Source organism: Methylocystis sp. L43 (assembly GCF_015709525.1).
Lineage (GTDB): Bacteria > Pseudomonadota > Alphaproteobacteria > Rhizobiales > Beijerinckiaceae > Methylocystis.
Genome location: NZ_JADNRA010000035.1, coordinates 252,826 through 268,817 on the forward strand (window position 1 = coordinate 252,826; position 15,992 = coordinate 268,817).

The 15,992-nt window shown below is 63.4% G+C and carries 18 protein-coding genes; 3 read left to right on the top strand and 15 right to left on the bottom strand.

The annotated features are described in order from the left end of the window. Positions 1-84: 84 nt before the first annotated feature. Genes IYX23_RS17450 through IYX23_RS17465 form a run of 4 tightly spaced genes read right to left on the bottom strand, consistent with a single transcriptional unit; the run spans position 85 to position 3,931 of the window. Positions 85-792, bottom strand: a complete 708-nt coding sequence (locus tag IYX23_RS17450; RefSeq protein ID WP_196394233.1) for a fumarylacetoacetate hydrolase family protein — start codon at positions 790-792, stop codon at positions 85-87. 27 nt (positions 793-819) lie between these two features. Continuing rightward, positions 820-1,791 (bottom strand): Hsp33 family molecular chaperone, encoded by a 972-nt coding sequence (locus IYX23_RS17455; protein ID WP_196394234.1) that lies wholly within the window; start codon positions 1,789-1,791, stop codon positions 820-822. Continuing rightward, positions 1,791-2,735, bottom strand: coding sequence for an ornithine carbamoyltransferase (gene argF, locus IYX23_RS17460; RefSeq protein WP_196394235.1), 945 nt, complete (start codon positions 2,733-2,735; stop codon positions 1,791-1,793). Before argF ends, IYX23_RS17455 begins: the two co-directional genes overlap by 1 nt. After that, entirely contained in the window at positions 2,735-3,931 is a 1,197-nt protein-coding gene (locus tag IYX23_RS17465; protein ID WP_196394236.1) for an aspartate aminotransferase family protein, read from the bottom strand. The genes argF and IYX23_RS17465 overlap by 1 nt, the downstream gene beginning before the upstream one ends. A 415-nt stretch (positions 3,932-4,346) precedes the next feature. Between IYX23_RS17465 and IYX23_RS17470 the strand changes: the two genes are divergently transcribed. Further along, complete coding sequence (locus IYX23_RS17470) at positions 4,347-4,865, top strand: GcrA family cell cycle regulator (protein ID WP_196394237.1); 519 nt, start codon at positions 4,347-4,349, stop codon at positions 4,863-4,865. Between the two features lie 15 nt (positions 4,866-4,880). On the opposite strand, the gene phoB is transcribed toward IYX23_RS17470, so the two are convergent. From phoB to IYX23_RS17510, 8 genes are all read right to left on the bottom strand, one after another. After that, the gene (gene phoB / locus IYX23_RS17475) at positions 4,881-5,627 is read right to left on the bottom strand and encodes a phosphate regulon transcriptional regulator PhoB (protein WP_018406263.1); all 747 of its coding nucleotides are present in this window, start codon (positions 5,625-5,627) and stop codon (positions 4,881-4,883) included. Next, on the bottom strand, positions 5,624-6,340 hold the full coding sequence (gene phoU, locus IYX23_RS17480; protein WP_196394238.1) for a phosphate signaling complex protein PhoU: 717 nt from the start codon (positions 6,338-6,340) through the stop codon (positions 5,624-5,626). Before phoU ends, phoB begins: the two co-directional genes overlap by 4 nt. Before the next feature lie 24 nt (positions 6,341-6,364). After that, positions 6,365-7,156, bottom strand: a complete 792-nt coding sequence (pstB, locus tag IYX23_RS17485; RefSeq protein ID WP_196394239.1) for a phosphate ABC transporter ATP-binding protein PstB — start codon at positions 7,154-7,156, stop codon at positions 6,365-6,367. Next, positions 7,153-7,995: a phosphate ABC transporter permease PstA gene (pstA, locus tag IYX23_RS17490; protein ID WP_196394240.1), complete on the bottom strand. Its 843-nt coding sequence runs from the start codon at positions 7,993-7,995 to the stop codon at positions 7,153-7,155. The genes pstB and pstA overlap by 4 nt, the downstream gene beginning before the upstream one ends. 14 nt (positions 7,996-8,009) lie before the next feature. Next, positions 8,010-8,999, bottom strand: a complete 990-nt coding sequence (pstC, locus tag IYX23_RS17495) for a phosphate ABC transporter permease subunit PstC (protein ID WP_348643684.1) — start codon at positions 8,997-8,999, stop codon at positions 8,010-8,012. A 142-nt stretch (positions 9,000-9,141) separates the two neighbouring features. After that, complete coding sequence (gene pstS, locus IYX23_RS17500; RefSeq protein ID WP_196394242.1) at positions 9,142-10,185, bottom strand: phosphate ABC transporter substrate-binding protein PstS; 1,044 nt, start codon at positions 10,183-10,185, stop codon at positions 9,142-9,144. A gap of 149 nt (positions 10,186-10,334) precedes the next feature. Further along, the gene (locus IYX23_RS17505; RefSeq protein ID WP_196394243.1) at positions 10,335-11,432 is read right to left on the bottom strand and encodes an ATP-binding protein; all 1,098 of its coding nucleotides are present in this window, start codon (positions 11,430-11,432) and stop codon (positions 10,335-10,337) included. Beyond that, positions 11,429-12,502 (bottom strand): lysylphosphatidylglycerol synthase domain-containing protein, encoded by a 1,074-nt coding sequence (locus IYX23_RS17510; RefSeq protein ID WP_196394244.1) that lies wholly within the window; start codon positions 12,500-12,502, stop codon positions 11,429-11,431. The genes IYX23_RS17505 and IYX23_RS17510 overlap by 4 nt, the downstream gene beginning before the upstream one ends. 39 nt (positions 12,503-12,541) lie before the next feature. Between IYX23_RS17510 and IYX23_RS17515 the strand changes: the two genes are divergently transcribed. Next, positions 12,542-12,910, top strand: coding sequence for a hypothetical protein (locus IYX23_RS17515; protein WP_196394245.1), 369 nt, complete (start codon positions 12,542-12,544; stop codon positions 12,908-12,910). 85 nt (positions 12,911-12,995) lie between these two features. Beyond that, positions 12,996-13,343: a four-helix bundle copper-binding protein gene (locus tag IYX23_RS17520; RefSeq protein WP_196394246.1), complete on the top strand. Its 348-nt coding sequence runs from the start codon at positions 12,996-12,998 to the stop codon at positions 13,341-13,343. A 35-nt stretch (positions 13,344-13,378) separates the two neighbouring features. Here the strand turns inward: IYX23_RS17520 and IYX23_RS17525 are convergent, their stop codons facing one another. From IYX23_RS17525 to fabB, 3 genes are all read right to left on the bottom strand, one after another. Then, complete coding sequence (locus IYX23_RS17525; protein WP_196394247.1) at positions 13,379-13,693, bottom strand: cytochrome c; 315 nt, start codon at positions 13,691-13,693, stop codon at positions 13,379-13,381. A gap of 4 nt (positions 13,694-13,697) precedes the next feature. Then, positions 13,698-14,507 (bottom strand): enoyl-ACP reductase FabI, encoded by an 810-nt coding sequence (fabI, locus tag IYX23_RS17530; RefSeq protein ID WP_029651296.1) that lies wholly within the window; start codon positions 14,505-14,507, stop codon positions 13,698-13,700. Positions 14,508-14,741: 234 nt separating this feature from the next. Further along, positions 14,742-15,965, bottom strand: a complete 1,224-nt coding sequence (gene fabB, locus IYX23_RS17535; RefSeq protein WP_196394248.1) for a beta-ketoacyl-ACP synthase I — start codon at positions 15,963-15,965, stop codon at positions 14,742-14,744. Positions 15,966-15,992 lie beyond the last annotated feature (27 nt).

Consider the following 15,992-nt stretch of genomic DNA (forward strand, 5'->3'; position numbering starts at 1 on the left):
GCGCAACCACGGTTGCGAAAGATCGCGCGAAGGCGTTTCACCCTTCTGCAAATAGCCGGGTTTCACTGCCCGGCGCAACCTCGCTTATTTTCCGATGCTTACGGCCACAGAGCCGACATGTTCGACCTCGCCGTCGACGATGTCGCCGGGAAGGAGCGGTCCAACGCCCGAGGGCGTGCCGGTGAAGATGAGATCGCCGGGCGCAAGCGCGACATTTCGCGACAGCGCCGCGATGATTTCCGGAACGCTCCAGATAAGATCGCTAAGGTCGCCCGCCTGTCGCAGCACGCCATTGACGGAGAGCGCGATGCGCCCCCGCGTCGGATGGCCGATGGCGGCGACGGGGCTGATCGCGCCGATGGGCGCTGAATGGTCGAAGCCTTTTGACATGTCCCACGGCCAGCCGGCGCTGCGCGCCGCCGCTTGCAGGTCGCGCCGGGTCAGGTCGACGCCGGCGGCATAGCCGAAGACGCAGTCGAGCGCCCGCGCCGCCGGAATATCGGCGCCCCCCGCGCTCAGCGCCGCGACCAGCTCGATCTCGTGGTGAAGATTATGCGTCAGCGTCGGATAGGGAATGGTCGCGCCGCTCTCGACCACCGCGTCGGCGGGCTTGGAGAAGAACACCGGCGGCTCCGCGTCCCCGCCCTTGGCGGGGTCCTTTCCCATTTCGCGGGCGTGGGCGGCGTAGTTCAGCGCGATGCAGAAGATCCGCCGCACGGGAAATCGGCGCGCGTCTTGCGCGATAGCGACGCTTGGAAAGGGCGGCGGCGGAAAGATGAACTCAGCGGACATTCTGTTGGCTTCGCGCTTGGCGGCGGATCAGTCGAAATCGGCAGGGTCGAAGCTGCGCAGCGTGCCGCAGAATTCGCAAGTGACGCCGATGCGGCCGTCGTCGCCGATCATATCGCTGCGCTCTTGCGGCGAGAAGCTCCTCAAGAGCTTGTCGATGCGCTCGCTCGAACAGCGGCAGAATTCCTCGAGGGCGCGTTCAGTGAAAACCTTGACGCCGCGCTCATGGAAAAGGCGATAGAGCAGGCGCTCGCTCGAAAGCGCCGGATCGACCAGTTCGTGGTCTTCGAGAGTCGCGGCGAGCGCCTGGCCTTCGGTCCAATGGTCGCTGTCGTCCTCGGAAGGCTCCTCCGCCCCGTCCGGCGCGTCGCCGGGCGGAAGATCGCGGGCGCGCGCGCCGCCGGGCGGCAAATATTGCAGCAGCAGTCCGCCGGCGCGCCAACTGGCGCCCTGCGGCGTGACGATTTCGGCGACGGCGAGTCTGACGAAGGACGGGATCTGCTCCGATTGCCGGAAATAGATATGCGCGGCTTCGGCGAGGCTCTCGCCCTCGAGCGGCACGACGCCCTGGTAGCGCGCCGCGTCTTCCTCGCGTTCAATGGTGAGCGCCAGATGACCGCGTCCGAACAGCGCCGCCGGCGAAGCGTCGCGTATTTGGGCGACGCGCTCGGCGTCGAAACGGGCGAAGCCGCGCAGCTTCCCCGGCGCATCATAGTCGACGACGAGCATATCGACGGGCCCGTCGCTGCGCGTCTGCAGCTGAAAGCGTCCATGCGATTCGAGAATCGAGCCGAGCAGCGCGGCGAGCGCCACCGCTTCGCCGAGCAGGCGCGCGACCTGCGGCGGATAGGCGTAATGGCTCAGGATGGAATCGACCGTGGGGCCGAGACGCACGACGCGGCCGCGCAGGTCGAGCGCTTCGACCGCGAAGGGCAGGACCCGGTCATCCTCGGAATGGAGCGCGACTGGCCGGCTCGGCGCCGAGCCCCCGCCTTGCGGCATCAGAACTGCCCCGGCGCGAGACACCAGCACAGCACGCCTTTCTGCGCGTGAAGGCGGTTCTCGGCTTCGTCGAAGACCACCGACTGCGGTCCGTCGATCACTTCCGCGGTGACTTCCTCGCCGCGATGCGCCGGCAGACAATGCATGAAGACGGCATGCTTGGCGGCCGCGCGCATCAGTTTCGAGTCGACCTGATAGGGCGCGAGCGCGGCGCGGCGCTGGTCCTCGTCCGCGTCGCCCATCGACACCCAGCAGTCAGTGATGACGGCGTCGGCGCCGTCCACCGCCTCATAGGCGTCGCGCGTCAGATTCATCTTCGCGCCATTGGCTTTCGCCCAGCTGACCAGATCTTCCGAGGGCGCAAAGTCCGCCGGCGTCGCCACATTGATCGTGAAGCCCAGGCGGCCGGCGGCATGCACCCAGCTTGCAAGCACATTATTGGCGTCGCCGCTCCAGGCCACCGTGCGCCCTTCAATCGGACCGAGATGCTCCTCGAAGGTCAGCACGTCCGCCATCACCTGGCAGGGATGCGACTGTTTGGTGAGCCCATTGATGACCGGCAGATTGCCAAAACGCGCCAGCTCCATGAGATCGGGATGCGACAGAATGCGCACCATGATCGCGTCGAGAAAGCGCGCGAGCACGCGCGCCGTATCGGCGATGGTTTCGCCGCGGCCAAGCTGCATTTCGGCGCCGGTCAACATGATCGTCTGGCCGCCGAGTTCGCGCATCGCGATGTCGAAGGACACGCGCGTGCGGGTCGACGGCTTGTCGAACACCATGCCGAGATATTTGCCGACGAGCGGTCGTTCGGTCGCCTCGACGCCTTTGACGCGGCGCGCCTTGAGCGACTTGGCGAGATTAAGAATGCGGCGCAGCTCTTCGCCGGAGTGATCGGAAAGATCGAGAAAGCTGCGCGGCCGCGTCAACGAATGGGCGGTCATCACGCAGCTCCGAGCTTTTCAATGGGCGCGGCGAGCCGGGCGCATGCGGCGAAAAGGCGCGCCACCGCCGCCGCGACGTCGCTCTCGTCAATGATGAGCGGCGGCAAAAGGCGCACGACATTGTCGCCGGCGAGCACCGTCAACAGGCCTTCGGCGCGAGCGGCGGCGGCGAAGTCGCCATTCGGAATTCGCGTCTTGAGGCCGAACATCAGCCCTTCGCCGCGGATCTCTTCGATGAGCGACGGATAGCGGTCCTCGAGCTCCGCCAGCCGCTGGCGCAACAGCCCGCCAAGCCGCGCGACTTGCGCCATGAAGCCCTCCGCGAGCACGACGTCGAGAACGGCGCCGCCCACCGCCGTCGCCAGCGGATTGCCGCCAAAGGTGGAGCCGTGTGCGCCGAGCGTCATGCCTTTGGCGGCCTCGCGCGTCGCGAGGCACGCGCCGAGCGGAAATCCGCCGCCCAGCCCCTTGGCGAGCGCCGCAATATCGGGCGCGACGTCGGCATGTTCGCAGGCGAGGAATTTTCCGGTGCGGCCGACGCCGCATTGCACTTCATCGAACACCAGCAGCAGCCCGCGCGCGTCGCAAAGCTCCCGTAGCCGCGCCAGAAACGACGGCGAAAAGACTCTTAGACCGCCTTCTCCCTGAATCGGTTCGAGCAGGACGCCCGCGGTTTCCTGCGTGATCGCCGCCTCGACGGCGCCAAAATCGCCAAAGGGAACCTGATCGAAGCCCTCGACGGGCGGCCCGAACCCATCAAGATATTTTGCATTGCCGCCCGCGGCGATCGTCGCGAGCGTGCGGCCATGGAAGGCGCCTTCGAACGTGATCAGTCGATAGCGTTCCGGCTGTCCGTTGACCGCGTGGAATTTGCGCGCCGTCTTGATCGCGCACTCCACCGCTTCCGCGCCGGAATTGGTGAAAAAGACCAGATCGGCGAATGTGGCGTCGCAGAGCCGCTCCGCGAGCCGCTCTGCCTGCGGGATGCGAAAGAGATTGGAGACATGCCACGGTTCTTCCGCCGCGCGCTTTAAGGTCTCGACGAGGTGCGGATGATTGTGGCCGAGCGACAGTACGGCGACGCCCGCGCTAAAATCGAGATAGCGGTCGCCGTTTTCCGCAATCAGCCACGCGCCTTCGCCATGCTTGAATGCAAGATCGGCGCGCGGATAGGTCGGATAAAGCGCTGACGTCAAAAGCCCTGCTCCATGCTCCCGTCGCTGGCTCCGGCCAGAGGAGGCTTAAAAAAACAAAGCGCCGCCCTATTAGGGCGGCAGTTCAGAACGGATTTTATGCGCGCCGCCCGACGCGGTCAAATCCATGGCGCGGTTCGATATTGGCGATCAAAGCCGCCGGGCGCGGCCGCGCAAGGGTGAGTTCTGCGGGCAACAGTCTCGCCGAAAGCCTGTTGAGAACGCCAGCGCGCGCTTGCCAGCGCGACTCGCGCATGATTCAAAGTAAACAGAAAGTTTCTAGTCAGCGCCCGCGTAATTCGTTTGGGCGTGTTCTCTCGAGTGTTGATGCGCATCACATCGCCGCAGGGCTTCAGGCCTGCGCAGCGGTCGGAAGAAAATCCGATCCGCGCTCGACCCGAAAGAATGGAGAAGCCTAATGTCATGGACCGACGAACGCGTCGAACTGCTCCGCAAGCTTTGGAGCGATGGTCTCAGCGCCAGCCAAGTGGCGGCTGAACTTGGACCGGGCATCACCCGCAACGCTGTGATCGGAAAGATCCATCGTCTGGGACTCGCCGAACGCGCCAAGACGGCGAGCGCGCAGCGGCCGCGCGTCGCCAAGGCTCCTCGCCCGACGCACCCGCGCATGAACGGCGTCTCCTCGCATGGCAATCTGGCGCTCGCTTTCGCGCCGCATGCGCTGGCGGCGCCCCGGCGTGCGCCTGAAGAAGAGGTGGTGATCCCGATCTCGGAGCGCGTCACGCTCATGGAGCTCCGCGAATCCATGTGTCGCTGGCCGATGGGCGACCCGACGTCGGCGGATTTCCGCTTCTGCGGCGGCAAGTCGACGATCGGCGGCGGCCCCTACTGCGGCTATCACGCGCGCGTCGCCTATCAGCCTGCGCAGGATCGCCGCCGCGCGCGCGATCAGTTCAGAGCGCAGCGTTACGCGTGAACCGCGTCGGACACGTCACTCGTGTCCGAATGTTTCGTCGAAAGAATAGCCCGCGCCGCGCACCGTGCGGATCGGATCCTTCTCACGGCCGCGGATCAGGGCCTTGCGAAGCCGTCCGACATGGACGTCGACCGTGCGCTCGTCGATCTCCGCCGACATGCCCCAGACGCTGTCGAGCAGCTGCGCCCGCGTGAACACGCGTCCGGGCTTCTCCATAAAATATTCGAGCAGCCGGAATTCGGTCGGACCGAGGTGGATTTCGCGGCCGGATCGCCGCACGCGACGGGTGTCGCGGTCGAGGTCAATATCGCCGAGCGTAAGCCGTGAGGCGACGCGCTCGGGCCGCGCCCGGCGCAGCAGCGCGCGCACCCGCGCCATCAGTTCCGGAGTCGAAAACGGCTTGACGACATAATCATCGGCGCCGACCGAAAGGCCGCGCACGCGCTCGCCTTCCTCGCCGCGCGCGGTCAGCATGATCACCGGCATGTCTCGGGCGCTGTCGCGGGCGCGCAGGCGTCGGCAGATTTCAAGTCCAGAAACGCCCGGCAGCATCCAGTCGAGAATGACAAGATCGGGCGGCGACTCGGCGAGCCGCAGCTCGGCTTCATCGCCATTGTCGACATGCTCGACCTGATAGCCTTCGGCTTCAAGGTTATACACGAGCAGCGTCGCGAGCGACGTCTCGTCCTCGACGACGAGGATTCGCGGCGCCCGATCGCTTTTCCCGCTCCGCTGCAGGACGGCGGACGACACGTCGCTCATTGCGCCGCCTCATCCTTTACGCCGAAGTCGGGGGCGCGCGTTTTTGGCCGCTCCGTGGGCATCGCTTCGCCGGTGACCAGATAAACGACCGTCTCCGAGATGTTGGTCGTGTGATCGCCGATCCGCTCCAGATTCTTTGAGCAGAACAGGAGATGCGTGCAGAAGGATATGTTGCGCGGATCCTCCATCATGAAGGTGAGGAGATCGCGGAACACCGAATCCTCCAGCGCGTCGAGATCGGAATCGTTCTGCCAGACCGCGCGCGCCCGCTCGGTGTCGCGCAAGGCGTAGGCGTCCAGCGCGTCCTTAAGCTGCATCGCGGCGATTTCATGCATCGACTTCAGACCGACGATCGCACGCGGCACGCGCGCCTCCGACACGATCTTGAGCGTTCGCTTGGCGATGTTCTTGGCCAGATCGCCGACCCGCTCGATGTCGCCGGAAATGCGGATCGCGGCGATGCATTCACGCAGATCGACCGCAAGCGGCTGCCGGCGCGCGATGGTGAGAATGGCGTTCTCCTCGATTTCGCGCTGCAACGCGTCGAGCCGCGGATCGCTGGAGACGACGCGGTGGGCGAGGTCGACGTCGAAGGCCGACAAAGCGTCCATCGCCTCCGCCAGCATTTTCTCCGCGACGCCGCCCATTTCAGCGATGCGACGTCCCAGGGCTTCAAGGTCCCGGTCGTAGGATTTAACAATATGATCGCTCATGAGCGCCGTCCTTGAATCGCTGGTTTAGCCAAAACGGCCGGTGATGTAGTCGAGCGTGCGCTTCGCTTGGGGCTTGTTGAACACGTCGTCCGTCTCGCCGAATTCGACGAGTTCGCCGAGATACATGAACGCCGTGTAATCAGAGACGCGCACCGCCTGCTGCATGTTGTGGGTGACGATCGCTATGGTGTAGCGGCTCGCCAGTTCGTCGATCAGCTCCTCGACCTTCGCCGTCGAAATCGGATCGAGCGCCGAACACGGTTCGTCAAACAGAATGATCTCCGGCTGCACCGCGACGCTGCGCGCGATGCAGAGGCGTTGCTGCTGGCCGCCGGAAAGGCCAAGTCCGCTCGTCTGCAGCTTGTCCTTCACCTCGTCCCACAGAGCGGCGCCGCGCAGCGCGCCTTCGACGCGCGCGTCCATGTCGGCGCGCGGCAGTTTCTCGTATAGCCGAATGCCGAACGCGATGTTCTCATAGATCGACATTGGAAAGGGCGTCGGCTTTTGGAACACCATGCCGATGCGCGAGCGCAAGGCGTTAATGTCGACCGCCGGATCGAGAATATTCTCGCCGTCGAGCAGCACCTCTCCTTCGGCGCGCTGGCCGGGATAGAGATCATACATGCGGTTCAAGACGCGCAGCAGCGTGGACTTGCCGCAGCCCGAGGGGCCGATGAAGGATGTCACCTTATTGGCGTATAAGGGCATGGTGACGTCTTTGAGCGAACGCGACTCGCCGTAAAAGAAGTCAAGATTCCGCATTGAAACCTTGGTCAGCGGCGCCTTTACTTGAGCAATTTGAGCAGCGGCGTTCATTTCGAGTTCCTCCGCCCGGCGCTGAGCGCGCGAGCCGCGATCGAGAGAGCGAGAACAGCGACAGTGATAAGCAGCGCGCCGGTCCAGGCGAGCTGCTGCCAATCCTTGTAGGGCGACAGGGCGAACTGGAAGATGACGACCGGCAGGCTCGCCATCGGCGCGGTGAGGTCGCTGCTCCAGAACTGATTGTTGAGCGCGGTGAAGAGCAGTGGCGCCGTCTCTCCAGAGACGCGCGCCACAGCGAGCAACACGCCGGTGATCAGTCCGGCCTTGGCGGCGCGATAGGCGACCTTGGCAACGACATGCGCACGGGGCGCGCCGAGCGCCGAAGCCGCCTCGCGCATCGAACCGGGCACAAGCAGCAGCATGTCCTCGGTGGTTCGCACGACGACAGGGACGACCAACAACGCCAGCGCCACGGCGCCGGAAATCCCCGAGAAGTGGCCCATCGGATGCACCAAGACGGTGTAGACGAAGAGGCCGATGACGATCGACGGGGCGCTGAGCAGGATATCGTTGATGAAGCGCACGATCATCGTGAGCTTCGAATAGCGTCCATATTCGGCCATATAAGTGCCGGCCAGCATGCCCAGCGGCGTGCCGATGGCGACGCCGATGATCGTCATGACAAGCGATCCGGCGATGGCGTTGAGAAGGCCGCCCTTGCTGCCGGGCGGCGGCGTCATCTCGGTGAAGACCGCTGGCGACAGGCCGCGCACGCCCTCATAAACGAGAGAGCCGAGGATCAAGGCCAGCCAGGAAAGGCCGAACACAGCGGCCACCCAGCACAGCGTGGTGGCGGCTGAGTTGGCGCCGCGGCGTGAAGCATAAAGCGACATGAGCTCGTTCTTTCTTACGCCGACTTCTGCTCGATGCGCATCAGCATGTAACGCGCCAGAGCGAGAACGAAGAAGGTGATGACGAAGAGGATGAGGCCAAGTTCGATCAGCGCCGAAGTGTAAAGATCGCCGACCGCTTCGGTGAACTCATTTGCGATGGTCGCAGAGATCGTCGTGCCGGGCGCGAGCAGCGATCCGGAAATCTTGTGCGCGTTGCCGATGACGAAAGTGACGGCCATTGTCTCGCCGAGCGCGCGGCCCAGGCCCAGCATCATGCCGCCGATCACGCCGACGCGCGTGTAAGGGACGACGACATAGCGCATCACTTCCCATGTCGTGGCGCCGATGCCCCAGGCCGCTTCTTTCAGCACCGGCGGCACGGTCTCGAAGACGTCGCGCGAGATCGAGGCGATGAAGGGCAGCACCATGATCGCGAGAATGAAGCCCGCGGTCAGCATGCCGATGCCGTAAGGCGGACCGGCGAAGAGCGTCGAGAAAAACGGAATGTCGCCAAAGGCCGATATAAGCGCCGGCTGCACATGCGACTGCAGAAACGGCGCCAGCACGAAGAGGCCCCAGATTCCGTAGATGATCGACGGGATGCCGGCGAGAAGCTCGATCGCGACGCCGATCGGCCGGCGTAACGCATGCGGACAAAGCTCGGTAAGGAAGGTGGCGACGCCGAGGCCGACCGGCACCGCGATCACCATGGCGATGATCGATGTGACGAGCGTGCCATATATCGCCGCCGCTGCGCCGAAGTTCTCGGTGACCGGGTTCCAGGCCTGCGACGTGAGGAAGCCAAACCCAAATGCCTGCATCGCTGGCCAGGAGCCGTGGACCAGCGAGACGATGACGCCGCCCAGGATGATAAGCACGACGACAGCCGCCGCGCGCGTCACCTGATAAAACACGCGATCGATCAGCGCGATGCGCGCCAGCACGCGCGTGCGCTCTACGATCACAGACTGCGAGGCTTGTTGCTCCAAAGCTATATCCGACACGTCGCCCGCTCCATTCAATTCACGCCGACTCGGCTCGATCGACAGCATTTCACCCGCTCCCGGCGCCGCTCCTCGGCGTCATGATCTTCCCGACGACAGTATGAACGGCCGTCGGGATCTATTCGCGATCAGCGCCGTCCGGCTAATGCGACAGGGGTTTGCCGTCCGCGCTCTTTACATTCGCCCAGCTCTTCTTGATGAGCTCGACCACCGGCTTCGGCATGGGAATATAGTCGAGTTCCTCCGCCATCTTGCCGCCATTGGCGAAAGCCCAGGAGAAGAATTTGAGCGCCTCAGCCGCATCGGCTTCGGACTTAGGCTCCTTGGGCAGCAAGATGAAGGTCGCCGCCGTTATCGGCCACGCCTTGGCGCCCGGCTCATTCGTCAGAATTTCGTAGAAACCTTCGGCATGCGACCAGTCGGCGCCGGCGGCCGCCGCCTGGAACGTCTCCATGCTGGGCGGGACGACCTTGCCGTCCTTATTGACCATCTTGGTATAGGTCAGCTTGTTCTGCTTGGCGTAGGCATATTCGACATAGCCGATTGCGCCTTTGGTGTTGGCGACGTTGTTGGCGACGCCCTCATTGCCCTTGGCGCCGATGCCGACCGGCCATTCGACCGACGTGTTCTCGCCGACCTTCGACTTCCAGTCGGGCGAAACCTTCGAGAGATAGTTCGTGAAATTGAAAGTCGTTCCAGATCCGTCGGAGCGATGAACGACGACGATCGGCTGCGACGGCAGCTTCGCCTTCGGATTGAGTTTCTTGATCGCCGCATCGTCCCATTTGGCGATTTCGCCGAGGAAAATTTTCGCGACGGTCGCGCCATCGAGCGTGAGGTCGCCGCCGGCGACGCCTGCGAGATTGATCACCGGCACGATGCCGCCAATCACTTGCGGCCACTGAACAAGACCCGCCGCCTGAAGCTCCTCGGCCTTGAGCGGCTGGTCCGACGCGCCAAACGTGACGGTGCGCGCCTTAACCTGCTTGATGCCGCCGCCCGACCCGATGGACTGATAGTTAAGCCCATTGCCGGTATCCTTCCGATACGCCTCGGCCCATTTGGCGTAGATCGGATAGGGGAAGGTTGCGCCGGCGCCGGAAATGTCTATGGCGGCAGCCCCGCCGCACATGACGGCGAGCGCCAGCGCCGCGCCAGCGCCGCGCCTGAAAATCGTCGAGATCATTTGAAGGTCTCTTTTGCTCGAGAACGGACTTGCGATGCGCCCCGCGTCATCGCGCGGGAGAAACTACTGGCCCGACAACAGCTTTTTGTGACGAAAAGATTACAGTATGATGACAGTAAATATGCTTGTAATTTATATACTTATCATATTTACGCTGAATCGCTCGCCGGCAGAATGACGCGAAACAGCGTTCCCTCGCCCAGCGCAGACTCGATCCCGAGCCGGCCGCGGTGGCGCAGCACGATATGTTTGACGATGGCGAGGCCCAATCCAGTGCCGCCTTTCGCGCGGCTCTTGCCGGCGTCGACCCGGTAGAAACGTTCCGTCAGACGCGGAATATGCTCCGGCGCGACGCCGGGACCATAATCGCGCACCGAGAGAACGACGAGCGCCCCCTTGCGGGCCAGCGAGATGTCGATGGGCTTGCAGCCGCCATCGTCGCCACACCCGTATTTCAGGGCGTTCTCGACGAGATTCTCAATCACCCGGGCAAGCTCGTCCCGATCTCCCGGCGCGACGACGTTCGGCTGCAGATCGAGATTGATGGCGACGCCCCTGTCTTCGGCCATCTGCGACAGCGTGTCGACGATATGCGCGACGAGCAGCGTGAGATCGACGGGCGTCGCGGGCCGCAGATGCATGTGCTGCTCGATGCGCGAGAGCGACAGCAGATCGTCGACGAGGCGCGCCATCCGCTGTGCCTGTTCGCGCATGATGCCGAGGAATTTGTTGCGGGTCACGGCGTCCTCGCGCGCCGGACCTTGCAAGGTTTCGACAAAACCCAGCAGCGAAGCGAGCGGCGTGCGCAGCTCGTGACTGGCGTTGGCGACGAAGTCGACGCGCATGCGCTCGACGCGCCGGGATTCGGTCAGATCGCGCAGGCTGACGACGGCGGCCGGCTCGAAGCCTTCGATTTGCATCGGCGCGACATGCGCTTCAAACCAGCATTCCACCGGCAGGCGTTCGACCCAGACGGTCTTCTCCGCCTCGCCGCCGGCGAGCACGCGCGCCACGGCGTCGAGCATGTCGGGCGAGCGAAGGCTGCGGGAGAGCGGTTCGCCAGGCCGAATGGCCGGGGAGAGCGCCTGCGCCGCGGCATTGACGGCGGCGACATGGGTTTCGGAGTCGATGACGAAGATCGGCTCCGGGAGCGCGTTGATGACTGGCGCGAGGAGATCGATCGCCTGATCGCGCCATTTGCGCCGCTGGGTCGACAGACTCATGGCGACTGGTCCGGCGCCGTTCAATTCGAGCGCTCCTCCAAAATGCGCGCAATCGCATCCCGCAATGTCGTCCAGCGGCGCGCGCCCTCGTCGGCGCCAAGAAGCGCAAGCGCGACGACGAATGGAAGAAAGTAATAGATCATGCGAAACAGAAGCAGCGACGCCAGAATGCTTTCATGCGACGACGCCGGGATGGCGTGCAGCATCGTCGCCTCGAAGACGCCGATGCCGCCGGGCGCATGGCTGATCACGCCCAGGATGCAGGCGACGACATAGACCGCGACGAAGGGCACAAAGTCCAGCGGGACGCCCTCGGGAAGCAGCACATAGAGCGCGCCTGCGGCGCAGCACAGGTCGGCGACCCCAAGCGCGAACTGCGCCAAAGTCGGGATGAAACCCGGCAGCTCGAGAGCATGGCCGCGAAGCCGAATGCTGCGGCGATCAACCGTCACCCAGGCGAAATAAAAGAGCACGCCGGCAAGTATGAGCACGCCGGGAATGATGTGAAGGAAGGCCGGCAAGCCATCGAGCCCCGCAAGCGCGTCCGCGCCATAGATGAAGCCTATGCCCATCACCAGCGTCATCCCGAGCCAGAACGTGACGCCGGCGAAGACGGTGATGTTGGCGACCTGCAGCGCGTTCAATGCGACGCGCGAGTAGATCCAGTAGCGCACGGCCGCACTGGTGATGATAGGAAATCCGAGGTTGAAGGAAATGGCGTAGCTTGCGAAGGACGCGAGCGCAGCGACCCTGTAGGGCGCACGCGTTCTCATATGATAGAGCGCGACGACGTCATAACCCGTCAGAAAAAGATAGGAGAGCGTAGAGAGGGCCAAGGACGCGAGAATCTGCGCGCCGCTGGTCGCGCGAAAAGCGTTCAGCAGATCGGCGTAGCTGAGGCTTGAGAGCGTTCGGCCCAGAATATAAGCGGCCAGCGCAAAGACGGCGAGACTGGCCGCCACGCCCAGCGCGCCGAGCGCGCCTCTCGGCAGCCGTTCACGCAGCGACTCAAAAAATCTGCCGCTTGCTTGTGGCCTCACGACGGGCAGTCCCGGCGTTGTGGCTTCGAACACATCGTTATCGCGCGGGGTCAAGCCGCCCTCGCATCCAGCGCCCGGATCTCGGAGCCTTCAATGAACAACCCTCGTACTCGTCATCTCGCTCGAAGCTTGCCTTTGTTTTCTCGCAAGCGTCATCCGGTTCAATCCCTCGATCATGTCATGGCGATGACTGGCATGGCGATGACTGGCATGGCGATGACTGGCACGACGATGACTAGCACGATCTGCGTCGCGCGCGCCTCTCAAAAGGTTGGCGCTCGGCGATTGGACGTCAAGCCTGCGCCTGTTTCTCAGAGGCTGAAGCGTGACCGACCGTCCTGCGCCTTAGGCGCAGGTTCCGAAAAAGTGACAGACTTTTTCGATGAGAACCTGCTCCAATGTTTTGATTTTGAGCGATTCCTTATCGATCACATGATTCCATGTGATCGGGAAGCGCTCTAAGCGCAAATCTTGACCTGCCGGGCCGGTGAACTAGCTGCCTGCGGGGCGGCGGGAGGCGGAAAGCCTGTAAGAGGAACGATCCATCATGCGCATGATCCCGAAGGAAATGCAGGCCTGCATTGACGCCTGCTTGAACTGCTATCAGATGTGCTTCGGCATGGCGATGACCCATTGCCTCGAGGAAGGCGGCGAGCATGTGAAGCCCAAACATTTCCGGGCGATGATCGCCTGCGCCGATATGTGCCGCAACAGCACGCAAATGATGCTGATGAATTCGCCGCTGGCCAATCAGATGTGCGCGCTTTGCGCCGAGGCTTGCGAAACCTGCGCCAAGGAGTGCGATCCTATTCCGGACATGAAGGAATGCGCCGACGAATGCCGTCGCTGCGCCGAGGAATGCCGCAGAATGTCCAAACAGAAATTGGCCGCATAATTTACTGCGCGAATACCATGCGACCGGCTTGGCGGCTATTTGCCGCCAAGCCCCAAAATATAGCTCGCCAGCGAGTCGATCTCTTCGCGGGCAAGAATGATGTTGGGCATGTTCTTGTGCGAAGAGCGCAGGAAAACTTTCAGCGACAGTTCCGTCGTCGAAGGCATGTTGGCGACGTCGATAAAGCGCGGGGCCTTGGGATCCGCGCTCTTGGCCTCTGCGTCGGCGCCAACCGCGTGGCATGAGGCGCATTCGGCTTTGGCGATTTGCGCGCCGGTCGTCGAATCCGCGCTCGCGGCCATCGCCGGCGCCGCAATGAAGGCCAAGCCCACAGACAGCGCTATCCTCATCGCCTTACTCCTCGCCGTTGAGATCCTCGGGACGCGGCTGCAACATGATATTATAGCCGGCGTCGACAAGATGAACTTCGCCCGTCACGCCGCCCGACAGCTCCGACAGCAAATAAAGCGCCGAGCCGCCGATTTCATCAAGCGTGATCATCCGGCGCAATGGACAATGCTTTTTTTGAAAGGCGCCCATCGCCCGCGCGCCTGTGATGCCGGCGCCCGCCATCGTGCGCACCGGGCCGGGCGACAGCGCATTGACGCGAATGCCGCGATCGCCGAAGTCGGCGGCAAGATAGCGCACCGATGAATCGAGCGCCGCCTTCGCCACGCCCATGACGTTATAATTCGGCATGACATGGGTGCCGCCGCCGAAGCTCACCGTCAGCAGCGATCCGCCGTTCTTCATCAGCGTGGCGGCGCGGCGCGCGGCTTCGGTGAAGGAAAAACAGGATATGACAAGCGTGCGAATGAAATTCTCGCGCGAGGTGTCGGCGTAGAGTCCCTTCAATTCGCTTTTGTCGGAATAGGCGATGGAGTGGACGAGAAAATCCATATCGCCCCAGTCGTATTCGAGACGGGCGAACACCTGATCCACCGTCGATATATCCTCGGCGTCGCACGGCAGCACAAGGTTCGACCCGAGCTCCTGCGCGAGCGGCTTGACGCGCTTGCCGAGCGCCTCGCCCTGATAGGTGAATGCGAGCGTCGCGCCGTGGCGCGCAAGAACGCGCGCGATGCCGTAGGCGATCGAATGATCATTGGCGACGCCCATGATGAGGCCGCGCTTACCCTGCATGAGACCGGTTGAAACTGTCATATGGCGATTGTCATCGTAGGAGAGATCGAAAGATCGGGCCTAAGCCCTGCGGAGACGCAAACAGCAAAGAAGAACGGACGTTATGGACCGGCCGCAGCGGCGATACCTCTATCCACGAGCGCCGCTCGTTCGCAATCCATCCATTGGAAGAATCGCCTTCTCCTAAACTCCGGCGGGATTGTCTCGACGTGGATGGCCGGGACAAGCCCGGTCAAGACGCTCGCCGCTGCGGACCTATGCGTCTGGATGCTTGAACACCAATGTCGCATTGGTGCCGCCAAAACCGAAGGAGTTGGACAGCACCGCGCCGAGCTTCACATTGTCGCGCCGCTCGCGCAGGATCGGCATATCAGCGAAATCCGGATCGAGTTCCTCGATATGGGCGCTTTCGCAGATGAAGCCGTTCTGCATCATCAACAGGGAATAGATCGCCTCCTGCACGCCCGTCGCGCCGAGCGAATGGCCGGTCAGCGATTTCGTCGCGGCGATCGGCGGGCACTTGTCGCCGACGCCGAACACTTCGCGCAGCGCCTCGATTTCCTTGGCGTCGCCGACCGGGGTCGCCGTGGCGTGGGGGTTGATATAGTCGATCGGGCATTTCACCGTCGCGAGCGCCTGCTGCATGCAGCGCACCGCGCCCTCGCCCGAGGGCGCCACCATGTCATGGCCGTCCGAGGTCGCGCCATAGCCGGCGACTTCGGCGTAGATCTTCGCGCCGCGCGCCTTGGCGTGTTCGAGTTCTTCGAGCACCAGCACGCCGGCGCCGCCGGCGATGACGAATCCGTCGCGATTCTTGTCATAGGCGCGCGAAGCCGTCGCCGGACGATCATTGTAGGAGGAGGACATCGCGCCCATGGCGTCGAAAAGGACCGAGAGCTCCCACTCCAACTCCTCGCAGCCGCCCGCGAAGATCATGTCCTGCTTGCCGTATTGAATCAGTTCGTAGGCGTTGCCGATGCAGTGATTGGACGTGGCGCAGGCGGATGAGATCGAATAGTTGACGCCCTTGATCTTGAACCAGACCGCAAGCGTCGCCGAAGCTGTCGAAGACATGCTTTTGGGCACGGCGAAGGGACCGACGCGCTTGGGTCCCTTGGTGCGTGTGATATCGGCAGATTCGACAAGCGTGTGGGTCGAGGGTCCGCCGGACCCCATGATGATTCCCGTGCGCTCGTTGGAGATTTCCGCTTCGGTCAGGCCGGCGTCGGCGATCGCCTGATCCATGGCGACATGGTTCCACGCCGTGCCGGTCGCATGGAAGCGCATGGCGCGGCGATCGACGAGCGTCGATGGGTCGAGCGTCGGCATTCCGTAGACCTGCGAGCGGAAGCCGAGTTCGGCGTATTTATCCGCGCGCGAGATGCCCGACTTCGCCTCGCGCAGCGAAGCGATCACTTCCTGGGTGGTGTTGCCGATCGACGACACAATTCCCATGCCGGTGACGACGACTCGTCTCATTGTCCAACTCCTTGGTCCAACTCCTTG

Bases quoted from the DNA above. Each gene is read 5' to 3' on its own strand.
- IYX23_RS17470 (WP_196394237.1), top strand. From the start codon at position 4,347: ATGTCATGGACCGACGAACGCGTCGAACTGCTCCGCAAGCTTTGGAGC.
- pstS (WP_196394242.1), bottom strand. From the start codon at position 10,185: ATGATCTCGACGATTTTCAGGCGCGGCGCTGGCGCGGCGCTGGCGCTC.
- argF (WP_196394235.1), bottom strand. From the start codon at position 2,735: ATGACCGCCCATTCGTTGACGCGGCCGCGCAGCTTTCTCGATCTTTCC.
- phoU (WP_196394238.1), bottom strand. From the start codon at position 6,340: ATGAGCGATCATATTGTTAAATCCTACGACCGGGACCTTGAAGCCCTG.
- IYX23_RS17515 (WP_196394245.1), top strand. From the start codon at position 12,542: ATGAACAACCCTCGTACTCGTCATCTCGCTCGAAGCTTGCCTTTGTTT.
- phoB (WP_018406263.1), bottom strand. From the start codon at position 5,627: ATGAGCGACGTGTCGTCCGCCGTCCTGCAGCGGAGCGGGAAAAGCGAT.
- IYX23_RS17520 (WP_196394246.1), top strand. From the start codon at position 12,996: ATGCGCATGATCCCGAAGGAAATGCAGGCCTGCATTGACGCCTGCTTG.
- pstB (WP_196394239.1), bottom strand. From the start codon at position 7,156: ATGAACGCCGCTGCTCAAATTGCTCAAGTAAAGGCGCCGCTGACCAAG.
- IYX23_RS17525 (WP_196394247.1), bottom strand. From the start codon at position 13,693: ATGAGGATAGCGCTGTCTGTGGGCTTGGCCTTCATTGCGGCGCCGGCG.
- IYX23_RS17450 (WP_196394233.1), bottom strand. From the start codon at position 792: ATGTCCGCTGAGTTCATCTTTCCGCCGCCGCCCTTTCCAAGCGTCGCT.
- fabI (WP_029651296.1), bottom strand. From the start codon at position 14,507: ATGACAGTTTCAACCGGTCTCATGCAGGGTAAGCGCGGCCTCATCATG.
- fabB (WP_196394248.1), bottom strand. From the start codon at position 15,965: ATGAGACGAGTCGTCGTCACCGGCATGGGAATTGTGTCGTCGATCGGC.
- IYX23_RS17455 (WP_196394234.1), bottom strand. From the start codon at position 1,791: ATGCCGCAAGGCGGGGGCTCGGCGCCGAGCCGGCCAGTCGCGCTCCAT.
- pstA (WP_196394240.1), bottom strand. From the start codon at position 7,995: ATGTCGCTTTATGCTTCACGCCGCGGCGCCAACTCAGCCGCCACCACG.